This window comes from Saccharococcus thermophilus (genome assembly GCF_011761475.1).
Lineage (GTDB): Bacteria > Bacillota > Bacilli > Bacillales > Anoxybacillaceae > Saccharococcus > Saccharococcus thermophilus.
The window spans coordinates 898508-917268 of record NZ_JAASRS010000001.1; the positions used below are offsets into that span (position 1 = coordinate 898508).

The following is an 18761-nucleotide window of genomic DNA, read 5'->3' on the forward strand; positions in this document are numbered from 1 at the left end:
GGGGAAAATCCCCGCTTTTATTATTTCAGCCAGCCGTTTCACCTATTTACTTTGCAACAGATGCTCATAAGGGGCAATATTGATTTGTTTTTCTTTTAACGTGCGGATTAAAAACTTATGGTCGCGTTTTGGGGTGGCGATAATATAGCCGCGGATAATTAAATCTTTTGTGATTCGGGAGGCGTTTTCCTGCAGCGCTAACTCCCCGATTTTTCCGGCAATTTTTTGCCGGGCAACATCGCGAAACAGCTCAGGAACCGGCCTGACGAGCTCCTCTAAAAGCGCTTTCTCTTCTTCTCCCCATAAATGCCGCGTCTGTTCAATATAATATTCCTGCCAGTCTAATTCCGATTTCCCGTCTTCTTTCGGCAACCGCTTTAAAAATTTGCGAAACATAAAAAAGCCGCCGATCGACATCGTGACAAGCAAAAATACGCTCCAAAACAAAATAAACCATAGAAACCAGCCTGTTAGCATCCTTCCCACCTCGTCGAATAATCTATCAATCATTATTGCGAAAAAAGCGAGTTTTGGCAAGATCAGCACGTTTTTATCACTCTGTTACAAAAATGTAATGGAAATGTAAAGAAGCGCCGTGATCCTTTATATATCAATGGATGCGAGGGCCTCACAATCGTAATATGGAAATGATAGACAGTGACCGCTGCGAACAAACATGCTACTCTATTAAACACAGACGCCAAGCCAAAAAGCAACTATGAGGAGGAATAATAGATGAAGAAAACTGTTGCAACACTCGCAGTAGTTTGCTGTATGGCCTTTGGTTTGACTTCGCATTCCACAGAAGCGGCAACCTCGTATACATACTATCACGTAAAGAAAGGCGATACATTTTCAAAGCTTGCCAAAACATATAAAACTACTATTTCGGCATTAAAATCATTAAATGGCCGCAAAAGCGATGCTCTTTATGAGGGCGAGACAATTAAAGTGCCTCAGCTTGCCGCAGCTTCATGCGCAGAGTCGAAAACGGGCTCTTCCTCCAAAAATCGGACGATTTTGATTAGCGCCGAAGAGCGAAAACTGTTGGCACAGCTTGTCCAAGCGGAAACCGGCTTTAGCGAGCCGTTTGCCGGAAAAGTGGAAGTCGCGCTCGTCGTTTTCAATCGCGTCAAAAATCCTGCTTTTCCAAAGACGGTCAAAGGTGTCATTTATCAAAAAACAAAATCAGGCTATGCGTTTGTACCAGTAAGAACAGGGAAGCTTACCCACATTCAGCCGACAAAGGAGGATTACGCTGCGGTCGATAAGGCGCTATCGCTGTTTCCGAACGACCATCGCGGTTCGCTCTACTTTTATAATCCGAAAATCACAAAAGATAAATGGATGCTGTCAAGACCGGTCACGATCCGAATCGGGCATCATGTGTTTGCGAGATAAACGAGGATATCCCCTGCGAAAAGAGGAGATATCCTCGTTTTTGTATTTAAAACGGACAGTTGTCCAAACGGTGTTATCGATGGCCGTGGATGTTTTAGCAAAAACAAGTATTTTCCCCTTTCTGTCTCGTAACATATTTATAGGGGGGAGCTGCCATGAAACGGATCGACCGGATCTATGAAAAACTAAAAGAATGGACAGCAGAGGAAAATCGGTGGGTCAGTGCGAAGGAATTGGCGGATGCATTGCATCTGGACCGCGCTAACGTCAGCAGCGATTTAAATAAACTGTGGCGGAAAGGAAAGGCGAAAAAACTGCCGGGAAGACCAGTGAGGTTTGCTATTGCCGAACAGGGGGCGGAAAAAATATTTGCCACAAAATTAGATGAGCTTTCCTATCAGCATCCAAGTTTAGCGATTGCCGTCGAACAAGGGAAAGCAGCGATCCTTTATCCACCGAAAGGAATGCATATGCTTATTCTTGGCGAAACAGGCACAGGCAAATCGATGTTTGCCAAACTTCTCCATGCTTTTGCCGTTGATATTCAAAAGTTTCCGTCAAATGCTCCATTTGTGACATTTAACTGCGCGGACTACGCCAATAATCCACAATTGCTGCTTGGACAATTGTTCGGGGTACGAAAGGGAGCGTACACGGGGGCGATAGAAAAAAAGGGACTGCTCGAAAAGGCAGATGGAGGCATTTTATTTTTGGATGAAGTGCATCGTCTTCCGGCGGAAGGACAGGAAATGTTGTTTACCTTTATGGATCATGGTACATATCGCCGTCTTGGTGAAACGGACGTAGAGAGAAACGCCAATGTATTGCTGATTTGCGCGACGACGGAAAATCCGGAATCCAACTTGTTGACTACGTTTCGCCGCCGAATTCCGATGAATATATTTCTGCCACCGCTTAGAGAACGAACGGTTGGGGAACGCTATCGTCTTGTATTTCAATTTTTTCAAGAAGAAGCGGTTCGCCTCGGAAAGGAAATATACGTTTCCGCTAATACGATTCGCGCCTTTTTGTTTTATCCTTGTCCAAGCAACGTCGGTCAGTTAAAAGCTGATATTCAGTTAGCATGCGCCAAGGCTTATGCGGATTATGTAACGGCGAAAAAAGACACCGTACGGATCAGTAGCTCTGATTTGCCGATTTATATCAAAAACGGGCTTTTTATGGAAAAGAAAAACCAGCATGCGGAGCCATTTTCGTTGCACCACCGCTATTATATTTTCTCGCCGCAAGGAGAAGGAGGGCAATTTGAAACAGAAGAAACCGATCATGAAACGATTTATGAGGATATCGAGCGGAAATATAGCGAATTAAAGGCACGTGGTATTCATGGCGATGAATTGGAACTATTAATGGGAATCGACATTGAAAACTATTTCTCGCAATATATGAAAGGAATTAATCGCCGTATTCATACTAGCAGTGATCTAGAAAAAATTGTTGAACCTTCGATTGTCTCGTTGACGGAAATGATTATCGCTTATGCGGAAAAGAAGCTGAAAAGACGTTTGCCGGAGAAAGTTATGTACGGGCTTGCGCTTCATATTCAAACATCGTTAAACCGCATGCTTGGCGGAAAAACGATGATCAATCCGCAGTTAAATAAAGTACGGTCCGCCTATAAAAACGAGTTTGCATTGGCTCTTGATTGCCTCAATATGATTGAAGAACATACAAATGTCAATTTTCCCATCGATGAAGCAGGATTTTTAACGATGTTCTTTGCTATGAATCAAGAGGTATTGGAAGAGGAGGAAGATTATGTATCCATTTTCGTGATGATGCACGGGAATGGGGTGGCATCGGCTATTGCTGAAGTGGTCAACCAACTTTTGGCGACCGGCCATGTGAAAGCGGTCGATATGCCGCTTCATGCGGAGCCAAAACATGTTTACGAACAGGCAAAAGCGCTTATCCAACAGAACGCAACTCAAAAAGGAGCGCTTCTATTAGTGGATATGGGCTCGCTTGTTACATTTGCCAAATTGCTAGAAAAAGACCTTTCCATTCCGGTAAAGGTGATTTCCGCGGCAAGCACGCCCCATGTGCTAGAAGCGGCGCGCAAAGCAATACTAGGCTATTCGCTTGATGAAATTTACGAAGACGTAATGACCGCTGTTCCGTTCTACACAAGAGAGCCTCTATGGGAGGAAACAGCGCCAGAACGGGAAACGCTGGCGATCGTTACCGCCTGTTTGACAGGAAAGGGCAGCGCCGTCGCATTGAAAAAAATATTAGAAACTTATTTGCAGTTTGATATAGAGCGGTGGAAAATTATACCTATCCATATAGACAATGAAGCGGCAATGAAAAAGACGTTGGCAAAGCTGGAGGAAAACTATCGCATCATATGCGTTGTGAGTAATTTTTCTGTTGCTGAACATATTCCACACTTTCATATTGCAGAGGTGTTAAGCTTGCGAGCGATCAAACGGATACAAGAGATGATTGACAACGAGGAAACATACGCGCAAATGGCCGAAGAGTTAAAACAACATTTGCGGCATATATCCGTAACAGAAGCGGTAGAGCATGTTCGGGCGTCCCTTGCCGCTATTCAGAAACAATTAAACATCCATGTCCATTGCCATGATGTCGTCGGAATTGTTTTGCATGTATGCTGCATGATCGACCGTCTCATTTCCGGGGGGCATACGGTCCGATTTGAACAAAAGGAAAAATATATGAAGGAACATATTGCTTTGTACACCGCGGTAAAAAACGGGGTACAGCCGCTTGAACAAATATACGATGTTCATATAGACGATGATGAACTGTGTTATATGATGGAGTTTTTCCATTACTGCGGCGAAAGGAATAACACACAAACGTAATTTGCGGTCTATTTTGCAACTCTTTTGTAAGCGTTTGCATAACACAATCCAGCTCATCTTTAACACACTGATGCCACCGGCTTGTTTTCCTGCGTTTTCACGCATTGGCACGAATATTGCATATGTAATCGGTGACAGCAAAAAAAGGAGGAATGAGAAAATGAATATTTTACTTATCTGTGCGGCAGGGATGTCGACCAGCTTATTGGTGACGAAAATGCAGCAAGCTGCGAAGGAAAGAGGGCTCGATGCAAACATTTGGGCTGTATCCGCCGATGAGGCAAGGGACCATCTAGACCAAGCGGATGTCGTGCTGCTTGGGCCACAAATTCGCTATAAGCTGGCGCATTTTAAAAAAGAAGGAGAAGCGCGCGGAATACCGGTTGATGTGATTAATCCTGCCGATTATGGGCGTGTCAATGGCGCAGGTGTGTTGGATCTTGCTTTGCGATTAAAACGATAAGAGGGGGCGCAACTGATGAATAGGTTTATCAGTGTGTTAGAGAAGAACATCATGCCGGTAGCGGGAAGGATTGCCGAACAAAGACATCTTCAAGCCATTCGTGACGGAATTATTTTATCGATGCCATTGTTAATTATCGGGTCTTTATTTTTAATTCTTGGGTATCTTCCCATTCCAGGCTATAACGAATTTATGGCGAATTTGTTCGGCGATCAATGGTTAGAAAAGCTGCTGTATCCAGTCGGAGCGACATTTGACATTATGGCGCTTGTGGTCAGCTTTGGAGTTGCCTATCGGCTGGCCGAAAAGTACAAAGTGGACGCGCTGTCAGCTGGCGCCATTTCGCTTGCGGCATTTTTATTGGCGACCCCTTATAAAGTGCCGTTTGTTCCGGACGGCGCGAAAAAAGCGATTATGGTCAGCGGCGGCATTCCGGTGCAATGGGTTGGCAGCAAAGGGCTGTTTGTCGCGATGATTCTAGCGATCGTTTCCACCGAAATTTATCGAAAAATTATCCAAAAAAATATTGTTACTGTAGATGAGCAAATTCACTAACATAAATTTACATCCATACAAAAAAGGAGACATGAACCCGATTCCTTGATTAGAATAGATGTGTCACCAAACCATTCTCAAGGAGGTTCATGTCTCATGAATAGACTACCACATCACCAAGGAATCGACAAGTTTTTCGCAATGTTGGGGCTGGCCCTTTATTTCTCTAAGCCGGTCATGAAGCATCTCATTCATATTATCGATGCGCTGACAACGAAAGGATTTGCGGGAACCTTGACCGATCTGCATCACGAGAGCTTTCATCCCAACCATCGAACGACACTGAGCCATTTTTTCACGAAAAGCCCTTGGGATGAAGAAATCTTGCTTCGCAAACTCCAGCAGTGGATGCTTCGTCATGTGGAACGAACGGCCAAGCGAGAGAATCACCCCATTTTTGTTTCGATCGATGATACGATCTGCCGAAAAACGAAGCCTTCGTCACAGGCGAAACACGCTATTGAAGGGTGTAATTGGCATTATTCTCACGCGGACAAAAAGTCGATTTGGGGACACTCTCTCGTCTGGCTCATGGTTCATACGATGACGCAAGCCTTTCCCTTTGCGTTTCGCCTCTACGACAAGGCGGATGGGAAAAGCAAGGGTCAATGGGCCATCGAGATGCTTTCTTCTTTGGATGTGCACGGTTCTGTTTATGTGCTGATGGATTCTTGGTACCCATCGAAAACACTCGTGGAAGCCTGCCTGAAAAAAGGATTCCACGTCATTGCGATGCTCAAGACGAATCGGGTTCTCTATCCAAAAGGCATTGCGATCCAAGCCAAGCAGTTTGCACGCTACATCGAACCGGAAGACACCCATCTCGTCACGGTGGGAGAAGAGCGTTATCGCGTGTATCGCTACGAGGGAGCGCTGAAAGGTCTCGATGATGCCGTTGTGTTGTTGGCTTGGAAAGCCGATCAGCCGATGACACCTGAACATCTTCACTGCGTCTTGAGCACCGACCGGGAGCTAAGCGATGAAGAGATCTTGCGCTACTATGCCCAGCGTTGGTCGATCGAATGCTTTTTTCGACAAGCGAAAGACCAGCTGAAGCTCGATGGGTACCGCGTTCGTCAACGTCGGGCGGTGAAACGGTATTGGATCTTGGTGCAACTCGCTTATGTGTACAGTATGGTCGAATCCAACAGCGATTTCTCTACCGGGCTTGACTTCCTTCGAAAGAAGAAAGGACATAGCCTCGTGGAGTTTATTTACGATGCAGCCAAACAAGATATTCCCATTGATGTCGTTAAAAAACAGCTTCATGTGGCATAAGGGGTACTCCGTTTGTCTCTTTTTACATGGTAATTATTGTAATGAAAATTGCTCAACTACAGTATTGTTATTAAACTTCCTGACGGCGTACCGCCGGCCGTATCGCGATCATTTGTGGCGCTTATTCCGGGATTTGCCGTGCTTTGTACTGTTTGGGTCGCCCGTTTAATTTTAGAGGTTACGCCATTTGAAAGCTTTCATAATATCGTAACGGTGTTGCTAAATAAACCGCTAAGCGCGTTAGGCGGCAGCTTATTTGGCGCCGTTGTGGCGGTGCTGCTTGTGCAGTTGCTCTGGTCGACTGGTTTGCACGGTGCGGCCATTGTCGGGGGAGTGATGGGGCCGATTTGGCTGTCGTTGATGGATGAAAACCGTATGGTGTTCCAGCAAAACCCTCATGCCGAGTTACCGAACGTTATTACTCAGCAATTTTTTGACCTTTGGATTTATATCGGCGGATCGGGAGCAACGCTAGCGTTGGCGATCGCGATGCTGCTGAGGGCGCGAAGCCAGCAGTTGAAAAGCTTAGGAAGATTGGCGATTGCCCCGGGCATTTTCAATATCAACGAGCCGATTACATTTGGCATGCCGATTGTCATGAACCCGCTTCTCATTATTCCATTTATTTTAGTGCCGATTGTGTTGACGATTGTTTCCTATGTGGCGATGGCGACGGGACTTGTGGCCAAACCAAGCGGCGTCGCCGTGCCATGGACCACTCCAATCATTATTAGCGGCTATTTGGCGACGGGCGGAAAAATTTCCGGAAGCATTTTGCAAATGATTAACTTTTTCATTTCATTAGCCATTTACTATCCATTTTTTGCGATGTGGGATAAGCAGAAGACGGCGGAAGAAAGAGGGACGGTGGATATTCCAACCGACTCGAATACGGCGAAGCAAATGTGAGGCGAAGAAAATGGCGATTTATTGCATTATCAACGCGGACGATTTCGGCTATTCCAAAGGGGTTAACTACGGTATTTTAGAAGCGTTTCAACATGGCATTGTCACATCGACAACGATGATGGTGAACATGCCAGGGACGGAACATGCCGTCCGCCTGGCAAAGGAGAATCCGGCGCTTGGGGTAGGCATTCACTTTGTCTTAACGTGCGGGAAACCGATTTTAGTGGATGTTCCTTCGCTAGTCAACGAAGACGGTGAGTTTCGCAAGCGTGATGCGCAGCTGTTTTACGCCGATCCGGGCGATATCGAGCGGGAACTTACGGCGCAGCTAGAAACGTTTTTGTCGTTTGGATTAACACCGACACATATAGATAGCCATCATCATGTCCATGAACATCCATGTGTATTTCCTATTGTACAGAAGCTGGCTGAACAATACGATCTTCCGATTCGGCCGGTACGCACAAAAAAAACGTGCCATTTGCGGGCGGTTGATGTATTTCTCCATCAGTTTTATGGCCGCGGCTTAACAAAAGAATATTTTTTGTCCCTGTTTGATGAAGTGAATGATGGTCAGACGATCGAAGTGATGTGCCACCCAGCCTACATTGACGTTCCTTTGTTTACCGGCAGTTCGTACTGTAGCGAGCGCGTCAATGAATTGGCGATTTTAACCGACCCGGATGTGCGGGATGCGTTGGAAAAGCGGGGAGTAAAACGGATCACGTATCGCGAATTAAAACAAATGTAGGAGAGAACGATATGCAAACGTATGAAGAAATCGTATTTCAAATGATTCTCCATGGAGGAAACGGAAGAAGCCATGCCATGGAGGCGATTGTCGCTGCGAAAAGAGGAGACCTTGCCGAAGCGAAAAAGCAACTGCAAAAGGCGGGGGAGGAATTGCAAGCCGCCCATCATATTCAAACAGAGCTAATTCAAAATGAAGCAAGGGGACAGAAAGAGAGTGTTACGCTATTAATGGTGCATGCGCAAGACCATTTAATGAATGCGATTACCGTGAAAGAATTAGCCAACGAGTTTGTCGAACTGTATGAAACATTGCAACACAAGGGAGGAGGCAAAATATGAGCGCCAAAGGCGTAAAAATTGTTACCATTGGCGGCGGATCGAGCTATACGCCGGAACTAATCGAAGGATTTATTAAGCGGTATGATGAGCTTCCTGTCCGTGAATTATGGCTTGTCGATATTCCTGAAGGGGAGGAAAAGCTGAAGATCGTCGGTGAATTGGCGAGACGAATGGTCAAAAAAGCAGGGGTACCGCTTGACATTCATTTGACGCTCGATCGCCGCCGGGCACTCGAGGGTGCCGATTTTGTGACAACGCAATTTCGTGTCGGCGGGCTTCAAGCGCGTGCGAAAGATGAGCAGATTCCCCTGAAATACGGCGTCATCGGCCAAGAAACAAACGGACCGGGCGGGCTGTTCAAAGGATTGCGGACGATTCCGGTCATTCTCGATATTATTCGTGACATGAAGGAGCTTTGCCCAGATGCTTGGCTCATTAATTTCACCAATCCAGCGGGCATGGTGACGGAAGCAGTGCTGCGTTATAGCGATCATAAAAAAGCAGTCGGTTTATGCAACGTGCCGATTGGCATGCGCATGGGAGTGGCAAAGCTTTTCAATGTCGATGCTAGCCGCGTCCACATTGATTTTGCCGGGCTGAACCATATGGTGTTTGGGCTTAACGTCTATTTGGACGGCAACAATATTATGGATCAGCTCATCGATCGATTGACAAACAGCGATAAAGCTGGCATGACGATGCGCAATATCGCTGACCTTGGCTGGGAGCCTGATTTTCTAAAGGGATTGAAACTGCTGCCATGTCCGTATCATCGTTACTATTTTCAAACGAGTAAAATGTTCGAGGAAGAATTAGAGGCTGCCAAAAAAGTCGGAACGCGTGCCGAAGTAGTACAAAAGCTGGAGGAAGAGTTATTTGAGCTCTATAAAGATCCGAATTTAAACGTGAAGCCTCCGCAGCTGGAAAAACGCGGCGGCGCTTATTACAGCGATGCAGCGTGCAGTCTAATCTGTTCCATTTATAACGACAAGCGGGACATTCAGACGGTCAATACGCAAAATAACGGTGCGATCGCCAGCATTCCAAGCGAGTCTGCCGTTGAAGTCAACTGCATCATTACGAAAGAGGGCCCGAAGCCGATTGCCGTTGGCGATTTGCCAGTTGCGGTGCGCGGATTGGTGCAGCAAATCAAATCGTTTGAACGCGTCGCGGCAGAGGCGGCGGTCACCGGCGATTACTACACGGCGCTTTTGGCGATGACGATCAATCCGCTTGTGCCGTCGGATACGATCGCAAAACAAATTTTAAACGAAATGCTAGAGGCGCATAAAGAGTATTTGCCGCAGTTTTTTAAGCGAACATCTGTATGATAATAGCGAAGCCCAGCAAGGGAAACCTAAGCTGGGCTTTTTGCATCAGATTACATTTTCCGATAAATATTTTATGTAAATAAAAAGCCCTTTTTGTAAGAGCCTACTCGTTGATGTCGATGACCGTGTTGACTTGTGGTTGCGCATCATTTTGCCGTGCGCTTTTACTGATGCGAATTTCTAAAATAGGTGCGGAAAAATGCGCGGAAATACATTTGTCCGCAAGCGAAAACGGCAATAAAACCGTCCGCTGTTTTTCCGTGCCGCCGTTTTTCTGGATTTGAATCGAAAGGGAACGGCTTTCGCGCAGTACGACAATATGTTCTTTTTGACAATGGCAAAGCTCTGCTTCGATAATATAGTCTTCCTCTGTCTCGAGCACTTCGACGCGAAAGATCGTTTCGTCCAACAGAGATGCAAGCGGATCGTTACATAACAACTCAATCCACTGCCGCAGCTCATTTGGTTCTTCGCCACTTTTATGCACGATGGAAAGCTCCCTCCGCATCGTTAAACTGTATCGCTGTTGTTTATCGTATGCAGCATCACCGAAAAGGTTCGCGGCGGGAGCGGAAAATTATTATTACATGTCGTGGCTGGAATTATGTTTTTGCCGCGTATGGTTCCGATTTTTCACTTTTTTCGAACCATCCAGCGGCTCCGGCTGCCCCGGATTATTGCCTTTTGGCGCGTTTTTGCGCATGTCTGTGCCTGTGTTTTTATTGGTCATGTCCATCCCCCTCCTTTTGTTTACTAGCATGCCGTCATCCCTATTTCATTATTCGCGGTATAATTTGCGCCATGTTTGAAACGCTAAGTAATGAATGACCGCCATTAGCAAAGGAGGAAGCGATCATGGCTTATCATAAAGCGAAACAAGAAGCGTTTCAAGCGGCGCAAAAGGCAACGATGGAAGCGAAAGAATGGCATGACCATTTAGTGCGCGACCAAGCTGATTACGGCCATCAATTAAGCCATTTAAAGCAAGAGGTGAACGAAGCGTTTGAACAAATTAACAATGCGCTTGAAGTCGCCTCGGAAAAACAGCGGGCGCAGCTCGAAAAGTTTCGCAACGACTTGCAGGCGATTGTCGATGAAGTTAATGAAATACAATGAAGGGAATGTCACCATCCGACATTCCCTTTTGTTTGCATCCGCTTACGGCAGGTCGGGATGACGAAACAAGCGCAAGGTTATTGGTTCTTTTTTCGTTTCTTATTGTTTTGACGTTGCGCTTCTGTCAATGGTTCATTCGAAAATTCTTCGTTATAGCCGGCGCCCATTCCTTGCGCGCTTGCCGCGTTCATGCCCGGAATGACGTGATTGGCTTTTCGTTTGCCCATCCTCTTCACCTCCGATACTAGTTTGCGACCGAAAGACAACTTTATGCTCATCTATGAAAGCGGATATATGACGAAACCTTCGAAATTCTATTTACAACATGTCCTTCGTTATAATAAGATAAAAACGTACCAAATTTACGGGTATTGGGAGAATTCATGCTATTTTTTCGACTTTGCCGCGAAAAAATAGTATAGTATTGAAGTGAGGGGGTAATACATATGGCGAAACAAGACGTTTTCAATGCCCGCTCTTCATTTGAAGTAAACGGTAAAAAATACAACTATTACCGTTTGCAAGCGCTTGAAGAGGCAGGGATCGGCAACATCTCCCGTTTGCCGTACTCAATCAAAGTGTTATTAGAATCGGTGCTCCGGCAAGTAGACGGGCGTGTGATCACAAAAGAGCACGTCGAAAACCTTGCCAAATGGGGAACGCCGGAAATGAAAGACATCGATGTTCCGTTTAAGCCGTCGCGCGTTATTTTGCAAGACTTCACTGGTGTGCCAGCCGTCGTGGACTTGGCATCAATGCGCAAAGCGATGGCGGATTTAGGCGGCGACCCATATGAAATCAACCCGGAAATTCCAGTTGACCTTGTCATTGACCACTCCGTGCAAGTGGACCGCGCTGGAACGGGCGATGCGTTAGAGTACAACATGAACTTGGAGTTTGAGCGCAACGCTGAGCGCTATAAATTTTTAAAATGGGCGCAGAAAGCGTTTAACAACTATCGCGCTGTTCCGCCGGCAACTGGGATTATCCACCAAGTCAACTTGGAGTATCTCGCTAACGTCGTTCATACCGTAGAAGGAGAGAACGGCGAATATGAAGCGTTTCCGGATACGCTGGTCGGCACGGACTCCCATACGACAATGATCAACGGTCTTGGCGTTCTTGGCTGGGGGGTCGGCGGAATTGAAGCGGAAGCCGGCATGCTTGGACAACCTTCTTACTTCCCAGTACCGGAAGTCATCGGTGTCCGTCTAACAGGAAAACTGCCAGACGGTTCGACAGCGACAGACCTTGCCCTAAAAGTGACGCAAGTGCTTCGCCAAAAAGGTGTGGTCGGCAAATTTGTTGAATTCTTTGGCCCAGGCGTAGCGACATTGCCGCTTGCAGACCGTGCGACGATCGCCAACATGGCTCCAGAATACGGTGCGACATGCGGTTTCTTCCCGGTCGACGCAGAAGCGCTTGACTATTTGCGCTTAACCGGCCGTGATGAGCATCATGTCCAAGTAGTGGAAGCCTACTGCAAAGCAAACGGCTTATTCTACACTCCAGATGCGCCAGAGCCAGTGTTTACGGATGTTGTCGAAATTAACTTGTCCGAAATCGAAACGAACTTGTCCGGACCGAAACGTCCGCAAGACTTGATTCCGCTTTCGAAAATGAAACAAGCGTTCCGCGATGCGGTGAAAGCGCCGCAAGGCAACCAAGGCTTCGGATTAACGGAAGCGGACCTCGACAAAGAAATTACGGTAACGTTAAACGGCGAACAAGTGAAAATGAAAACAGGCGCCGTTGTCATTGCCGCGATTACAAGCTGTACGAACACCTCGAACCCATATGTGCTCATTGCCGCTGGTTTAGTAGCGAAAAAAGCGGTGGAAAAAGGATTGCAAGTTCCGAAATATGTAAAAACATCGCTTGCACCAGGTTCGAAAGTCGTAACTGGCTATTTGCGTGATTCGGGATTGCTTCCATATCTCGAACAACTCGGCTTTAACATCGTCGGCTACGGTTGTACGACATGTATCGGTAACTCCGGGCCGCTTGCGCCAGAGCTGGAAAAAGCAATTGCTGAAAACGACTTGCTTGTGACAAGCGTTCTTTCCGGAAACCGCAACTTCGAAGGCCGGATCCATCCGTTAGTGAAAGGAAACTATTTGGCATCGCCGCCGCTGGTGGTCACTTACGCGCTCGCGGGCACGGTCGATATCGACTTGTTAAACGAACCAATCGGCAAAGACAAAGACGGCAATGACGTATACTTCCGCGATATCTGGCCATCGATGGAAGAAGTAAAAGCAGTCGTCAAACAAGCGGTCGACCCAGAATTGTTCCGTAAAGAATATGAGCGCGTGTTCGACGGCAATCCGCGCTGGAATGCGATCAAAACGACGGATGAACCACTTTATCAATGGGATGAAAATTCGACATACATTCAAAATCCGCCGTTCTTTGAAGGCCTGTCGCCAGACGTGCGCAAAGTTGAACCGCTCAAAGGCTTGCGCGTCGTCGGCAAATTCGGTGACTCTGTCACAACCGACCATATTTCGCCAGCTGGAGCGATCGGCAAAAATACACCTGCTGGTCAATATCTCATCTCGAAAGGCGTCGAGCCGAAAGATTTCAACTCTTACGGATCTCGCCGCGGTAACCATGAAGTGATGATGCGCGGTACATTCGCAAATATCCGCATCCGCAACCAAATCGCTCCTGGCACAGAAGGCGGCTATACGACTTACTGGCCTACAGGCGAAGTCATGTCGATTTACGACGCATGCATGAAATATAAACAAGACGGCACAGGGCTTGTCGTCATTGCCGGCAAAGATTACGGAATGGGAAGCTCCCGCGACTGGGCAGCAAAAGGAACGTTCTTGCTTGGCATTAAAACGGTCATCGCGGAAAGCTTTGAGCGCATCCATCGCTCTAACTTGGTGCTCATGGGCGTGCTGCCACTGCAATTTAAAGCAGGGGAAAACGCGGAAACGCTCGGCTTAACCGGCAAAGAAGTATTTGAAGTGCATATTGATGAAAACGTCAAACCGCGTGACCTTGTTAAAGTAACAGCGACAAATCCAGATACGGGCGAGAAAAAAGAATTTGAAGTGATCGTCCGCTTCGACAGTGAAGTCGAAATCGACTATTACCGCCACGGCGGAATTTTGCCAATGGTGTTGCGTGAAAAATTGGCAAAAGTGAAACAATAAACGAAATAAAGCAGGCTTCCATCACGGAAGCCTGCTTTTATTTCGTATTCGACCGTTTTGCCGCATCTTCTAGTTTGCTTTTCGGGTCTGGGGTCCGTGTCGCGTCTTGGCCAAAGCCTTGCGGATTGACGCCAGGCGCCTTTGTTCCGCGATTTTTACCGCCGTTTTTTGCCATCGCACTCACCTCCATGGGCATAGTATCACCGTCTAGCAAGAAAATATGAAAATGAAACGCAGCTGGAAGAGGTTCATGAAGTAAAATGACGCTTTGTCCGCCACCATTTTCCAAAGATCCACGCCAGCGGCAGTTCAGAGAGAATCATGCCGCCTAAAATACCAATGCAGCCAATGACGCCGGAAGCGGTGAGCCGCTCTCCCGCCCAAATGTAAGCGGTCAGGGCGGCAAAAACGGGTTCCATCACAAAAATGAGGGCGACGCGGGTGGCTGTCGTATATTTCTGAAAGTTTGTCTGTATTAAAAAGGCGGCGGTGGTGGCAAGCAAAGACGTAATGAGAAGCGCGCTCCATACTTCTTGTTTCCGAAGCACCGCCATATTCCACATTTGCGTGGCATCTTCAAACAAAAACGCAAATATGGCGCACATGACAGCTACCGTAAAAATTTGCGTCATCGTTAATAACAGCGTCGAATGGCGGGACGAATACTTCCCGGTGACAATAATGTGCATTGCAAATGAAACAGCGCAAAAAAATACGAATACATCGCCGCGGTTCAGCATCATTTTTCCGTCTCCGATCGTCAAAAAATAAAGGCCGACAGTGGCGATGACCGCCCCGATCGCCGCGTTAAGCGATGGTCTTTGTTTGAGAAAGAGAAACGAAAATAACGGCACAAGCACGACGCTGAGTCCGGTAATGAATCCGGCTTTCGATGAGGTTGTATACAGCAGGCCGATCGTCTGAAACGCGTAGCCGCTAAATAGCCACAGCCCCATCCATATACCGGCGCGAAAGAGCGGCAACGTATAATGCCGAAAAAGAGAGCGATGAAAAATGGCCAGCCATAGCAGCAAAAATACTCCCGCCAAGGTAAAGCGGACGGCATTAAACGAAAGCGGTTCAAGAAACGAAATCGCATTTTGCACGACGACAAACGTCGCTCCCCAGACGAATGTCACCGCCAGCAGGCTGATATCGGCGATCCAGCGTTTTTTCAACTCGATCCCCCCGTTTTGCTATTTTTCAAAAAATAAACATAGTCGAGCGGTAGTATACTATAAATCGCTGAAAAAGAACACACTTTTTTGAAAAAATATGCGCTGGAAAACGAAAAGGTTGATATCTAAACAAATCGTGCATAATATAGGTAATGAAAAGGGAAATGATTGCTTTACCTGTTTTCTTGACTATCATTGTATAATGAAAATAGGAATACGGTACGGAATGGACGATGGAAGGGTGACAATGATTTGGACGTTAGGATCCATTGGACATATATGACGCCGAAAAAACGCGAAGTGGTGCTGACTTCCGACTTTATCCGCGCGGAAGAGGCACTGGTATTAGCCGAAGATTTCGAAAAAACTGGACGGGTAAAAGAAATACATTTTATCGACCATCGTGGTGTGACATGGTCGAAAAAAGAGCTAAACAAGCTTTTAAAAGAAATAGAACGCGAACCGCATGATGTGATCGCTTACTTTGACGGCGGCTTTGACCATGCGACTGCAAAGGGCGGGGTCGGTGTCGTCATTTACTATAAGCAAAACAATGAGCGGTATCGTTTGCGCGCCAACCTCCAGCTTGATGAGTTAAAGTCCAACAATGAAGCGGAATACGCCGCATTTTGGTTTTTAATGCAAATGCTCGAGGAGCTTGGTGTTCATCATTTGCCAGTTACTTTCCGCGGGGATTCGCATGTTGTTTTGAAGCAGTTGTTCGGCGACTGGCCGTGTTTCGAAGACGACTATAACGCGTGGCTCGACCGCATCGAAGAAAAGATGAGTGAATTGGGAATTGAGCCGATTTATGAACCGATTTCGCGAAAGCAAAATAAAGAAGCCGATCAACTTGCGTGCCAAGCGCTTGCCGGGCAGGTGATCACAAGCATGATGGAACTTACGGAGAAAGGATTAGGCGAAAAATGAGAGAGAAAAAGCCAAACAAGCGAAAAGAAATATTAGATAAAATTACGGAATTGCAGCAAACGTATTGCGAAGGCTGCTTTTTAAAAAGCACCTTCCGCAAAGAATACGGAAAAACATATGCGCAATCGTTTTGCATCAACCAATGCACGGTCGGCGAGAAAATGCGGCAGTATGGGGCGATGCTTTTAGCCGCTTCTTCGCGTTCCGCCGAATAGCACAAAAAAGGACTTCACACTGGGTGGGAAGTCCTTTTTCGTATGGCCAGCAGCCTAACGCAGCGCCTCATTTAATTGGTGTTCTGCTCTTTCTAGTTTCTGTTCGCAATGTTTGAAAAACTCTTCATCCACGCCAGTCGCTTGCGCGCGGGCGCGGGAAAGCTGGGCGTGGGCATTTTCGACCGCTTGTTTTGCCCCTTCGAGCATCTCCTTGTCCAAGCTCATCGTCGCTTGTCCGACCATTTTTTCGGCTGTTTCGACAAACATTTCTACCTGTTTTACATCGTTATAGCCGGTATGAATATCGATATTCCGTTCCAATCGCCAACACCTGGTTACTAAAATCTATAAAAAATCGACATATCGCGATGGAACCAGGAAACACCGCTTGCCGCTCGGATTCTCACCGAGTTCCATCAGGAAGGGAATCCTAATGTCTCACCTGCTGTGAAAGACAACCCGTGGCTCGCTGTCAGCGACGGCGCCTGTCGTGCACCATTCCTTCCCTCGGTCAGTACACGACAACGATTTTAGTAACCAGGGTTACACCTCCTTCAGTTGAATTTGGTCCTGGTTCAGCCAGCAGAATTTATGCAAGATGTTCCATAATGACCATTCATGTTCTTCTTTGAAGTTCTTGATCTTTTTTAACATCATGCCTAGATATTGTCGTTGTTTCGTTCCACTTTTTGATTGCTTATAGGATTCTTCCATCGACCCTAACACCGCAATCAAATGGCGTTTCACTTTCGTTTTTATGATGTCAATAAGTTCCTTTGGCAATCGTTCCTGATACCCTAATCCCCGTCTGCCAATCACCAAAGCGGCACTTTCATGGACGGATAACCCGTATTTCTTCATATACTTAAAACGCCCGATAACACTGGTATACGCCGGATTCACTTTTTTGATACGAAAACCAAGCCGCATCCCCCGACGAAGGATCATTTCCGTCAGTTTTTTCTTTTTAAAATTATGAGTGAAACGATTGAATCGTTTGTCCGTATCGTGCCGCTGTCTTAGTTGAATGTTTTCGATGACCACTGCCCCAACATTTTCTTGAAGCAGCCAGTCATACACGTCTCGTACGGTTTCTCCAACGATGTTGTTTCGTTTATTCGCCCGCACATATTCGAGTTCATGACAATAAAACCCTTTCGATTGGATGAAGTTTCCTTGTTTCGAAACGATGCTTACGGCGATTCGATCAATATTGATATCAATGCCAGCGATTCGTTCCGCTTGAATCGGTTCGTCATAGGCAAGTTCCCTGCCATATACCTCTTCTTCATAAATGAGATGGACATAATATTCCCCGTTTTTGCGTTTGATTTCAACGGTATATGGTCGATATTCGATGATCGGCTTGCCTTTTGCATTTACTCCGACTGGTTCTCCCATAACGAGATCGATGATTTCCTCTTCATATTTTTCAGGAACCAACACAGGAAACCTCAAGCGGGGAGCGTGTTTCCCTTTTGGTTGTCCAAGTGGATTCGCAATTTCTACATAACATTTATAAGTGTGCTCGTCATACACGAGACGAATATTCAAATTTCCTTTTTTGCTTTTATCCCCTCTGGCGTACAACTGATTCGAGCGTAAGTCTTTCCATTCCTCGTTCGTGATGTTTCCTTTCAAGCGCTTATAAAAGTTCTCTCTTCCGCCAAAAATCACACATGGAATCGTCCCATGATCGAGATGGTGCTTTAGCTGGGCTTCTTTCGCTTTGAGCTTTTCTAACCGTTGGTGCAATCCACCTAGACATGTTGGAAGATCGACGTTCTCCGATGTTTTTCTTCCATGTTGGTACTCATCAATTTTCTTTTCCGTTTTTTCGATTTTCGCCCGCACATCCTCCAGCCTTATTGGAAGTAACTCACGTTGGGAAGAAATCAGCGATTGAGCAAGCAAGACCGCATCTTCGGCAAACCGTTTGTTGAGCCAAAATTGGCGCGGAAGGTGCTTGATGATGTCTTTTGCGCTTCTTCCCTCGAGCAAACGGTTAAACGCGTATCGCTTCGCGGAACCAAAGACGCGCATCAACTCATCTAATGAACGAAGTTGTGATTCATCATGAGAAACGATTTTCATCCCCCGAACGGTTTTCATCCCCTTGCCTTCCCCCTTGTTTGGATTCTCAAGAACATATATTCGCTAACTTTTCTTCCTTTCCTTTTTCCATGAGGAAGGGGGAGATGATTTTTTATCATAAGGCAGGAAACGAGGGAAAAGCTGGAGAACATCCGCCTCTTTACGTCCAATAACAGGAGG

Annotated in this window: 19 protein-coding genes and 2 pseudogenes; 13 read left to right on the forward strand and 8 right to left on the reverse strand. The window is 46.5% G+C overall.

The window, feature by feature from the left end; all coding sequences use genetic code 11:
* Nucleotides 1-42 precede the first annotated feature (42 nt).
* A complete protein-coding gene (locus tag BDD39_RS04710) occupies nt 43-477 on the reverse strand; it encodes a DUF2621 domain-containing protein (protein WP_166908599.1) in 435 nt (144 codons plus the stop codon).
* Between the two features lie 258 nt (nt 478-735).
* Here BDD39_RS04710 and BDD39_RS04715 point away from each other — a divergent pair, with 258 nt between their 5' ends.
* The 9 genes and pseudogenes from BDD39_RS04715 (at nt 736) to BDD39_RS04755 (ending at nt 9881) form a co-directional block, all read left to right on the forward strand.
* A complete protein-coding gene (locus BDD39_RS04715) occupies nt 736-1401 on the forward strand; it encodes a cell wall hydrolase (RefSeq protein ID WP_166908601.1) in 666 nt (221 codons plus the stop codon).
* A gap of 155 nt (nt 1402-1556) precedes the next feature.
* Nucleotides 1557-4253, forward strand: a complete 2697-nt coding sequence (locus BDD39_RS04720) for a sigma-54-dependent transcriptional regulator (RefSeq protein WP_166908603.1) — start codon at nt 1557-1559, stop codon at nt 4251-4253.
* Between the two features lie 127 nt (nt 4254-4380).
* Complete coding sequence (locus tag BDD39_RS04725; RefSeq protein WP_341801483.1) at nt 4381-4716, forward strand: PTS sugar transporter subunit IIB; 336 nt, start codon at nt 4381-4383, stop codon at nt 4714-4716.
* Between the two features lie 15 nt (nt 4717-4731).
* Nucleotides 4732-5247, forward strand: a pseudogene (locus BDD39_RS04730) (PTS transporter subunit EIIC); the annotation flags it as partial.
* Between the two features lie 120 nt (nt 5248-5367).
* A complete protein-coding gene (locus BDD39_RS04735) occupies nt 5368-6549 on the forward strand; it encodes an IS701 family transposase (protein ID WP_081189990.1) in 1182 nt (393 codons plus the stop codon).
* A 60-nt stretch (nt 6550-6609) separates the two neighbouring features.
* Nucleotides 6610-7458 (forward strand): annotated as a pseudogene (locus tag BDD39_RS04740) (PTS sugar transporter subunit IIC); the annotation flags it as partial.
* 10 nt (nt 7459-7468) lie between these two features.
* Nucleotides 7469-8209 carry a chitin disaccharide deacetylase gene (chbG, locus tag BDD39_RS04745; RefSeq protein WP_166908607.1) on the forward strand — a complete coding sequence of 247 codons (741 nt, stop codon included), beginning with the start codon at nt 7469-7471 and terminating at the stop codon, nt 8207-8209.
* 11 nt (nt 8210-8220) lie between these two features.
* A complete protein-coding gene (locus tag BDD39_RS04750) occupies nt 8221-8550 on the forward strand; it encodes a PTS sugar transporter subunit IIA (protein ID WP_166908609.1) in 330 nt (109 codons plus the stop codon).
* On the forward strand, nt 8547-9881 hold the full coding sequence (locus tag BDD39_RS04755) for a 6-phospho-beta-glucosidase (RefSeq protein WP_166908611.1): 1335 nt from the start codon (nt 8547-8549) through the stop codon (nt 9879-9881). The genes BDD39_RS04750 and BDD39_RS04755 overlap by 4 nt, the downstream gene beginning before the upstream one ends.
* Before the next feature lie 103 nt (nt 9882-9984).
* Here BDD39_RS04755 and BDD39_RS04760 read toward each other — a convergent pair whose 3' ends face one another.
* Together BDD39_RS04760 and BDD39_RS04765 are read right to left on the reverse strand one after the other, a co-directional pair.
* Nucleotides 9985-10368, reverse strand: a complete 384-nt coding sequence (locus BDD39_RS04760; RefSeq protein ID WP_166908614.1) for an alpha-crystallin domain-containing protein — start codon at nt 10366-10368, stop codon at nt 9985-9987.
* A gap of 96 nt (nt 10369-10464) precedes the next feature.
* Nucleotides 10465-10611, reverse strand: a complete 147-nt coding sequence (locus BDD39_RS04765) for a small acid-soluble spore protein P (RefSeq protein ID WP_166908616.1) — start codon at nt 10609-10611, stop codon at nt 10465-10467.
* A gap of 125 nt (nt 10612-10736) precedes the next feature.
* On the opposite strand from BDD39_RS04765, the gene BDD39_RS04770 reads away from it, so the two are divergent.
* Nucleotides 10737-10997 carry a hypothetical protein gene (locus BDD39_RS04770; protein ID WP_166908618.1) on the forward strand — a complete coding sequence of 87 codons (261 nt, stop codon included), beginning with the start codon at nt 10737-10739 and terminating at the stop codon, nt 10995-10997.
* Nucleotides 10998-11074: 77 nt separating this feature from the next.
* Here BDD39_RS04770 and sspO read toward each other — a convergent pair whose 3' ends face one another.
* Nucleotides 11075-11224, reverse strand: coding sequence for a small acid-soluble spore protein O (sspO, locus tag BDD39_RS04775; RefSeq protein WP_017434996.1), 150 nt, complete (start codon nt 11222-11224; stop codon nt 11075-11077).
* Nucleotides 11225-11443: 219 nt separating this feature from the next.
* On the opposite strand from sspO, the gene acnA reads away from it, so the two are divergent.
* Nucleotides 11444-14164, forward strand: coding sequence for an aconitate hydratase AcnA (gene acnA / locus BDD39_RS04780; protein WP_166908620.1), 2721 nt, complete (start codon nt 11444-11446; stop codon nt 14162-14164).
* Between the two features lie 37 nt (nt 14165-14201).
* Here acnA and sspL read toward each other — a convergent pair whose 3' ends face one another.
* The gene (gene sspL, locus BDD39_RS04785) at nt 14202-14339 is read right to left on the reverse strand and encodes a small, acid-soluble spore protein L (RefSeq protein WP_166908622.1); all 138 of its coding nucleotides are present in this window, start codon (nt 14337-14339) and stop codon (nt 14202-14204) included.
* Nucleotides 14340-14412: 73 nt separating this feature from the next.
* Entirely contained in the window at nt 14413-15342 is a 930-nt protein-coding gene (locus BDD39_RS04790) for a DMT family transporter (protein ID WP_166908624.1), read from the reverse strand.
* A 252-nt stretch (nt 15343-15594) separates the two neighbouring features.
* Here BDD39_RS04790 and BDD39_RS04795 point away from each other — a divergent pair, with 252 nt between their 5' ends.
* Nucleotides 15595-16272 (forward strand): ribonuclease H family protein, encoded by a 678-nt coding sequence (locus BDD39_RS04795; protein WP_166908626.1) that lies wholly within the window; start codon nt 15595-15597, stop codon nt 16270-16272.
* Complete coding sequence (locus tag BDD39_RS04800; RefSeq protein ID WP_166908628.1) at nt 16269-16487, forward strand: zinc-finger domain-containing protein; 219 nt, start codon at nt 16269-16271, stop codon at nt 16485-16487. Before BDD39_RS04795 ends, BDD39_RS04800 begins: the two co-directional genes overlap by 4 nt.
* Before the next feature lie 54 nt (nt 16488-16541).
* Here BDD39_RS04800 and BDD39_RS04805 read toward each other — a convergent pair whose 3' ends face one another.
* Together BDD39_RS04805 and BDD39_RS04810 are read right to left on the reverse strand one after the other, a co-directional pair.
* Entirely contained in the window at nt 16542-16808 is a 267-nt protein-coding gene (locus BDD39_RS04805) for a DUF2564 family protein (RefSeq protein ID WP_166908630.1), read from the reverse strand.
* Between the two features lie 222 nt (nt 16809-17030).
* Nucleotides 17031-18599, reverse strand: a complete 1569-nt coding sequence (locus tag BDD39_RS04810; RefSeq protein WP_166908632.1) for an IS200/IS605 family accessory protein TnpB-related protein — start codon at nt 18597-18599, stop codon at nt 17031-17033.
* Between the last annotated feature and the right edge of the window lie 162 nt (nt 18600-18761).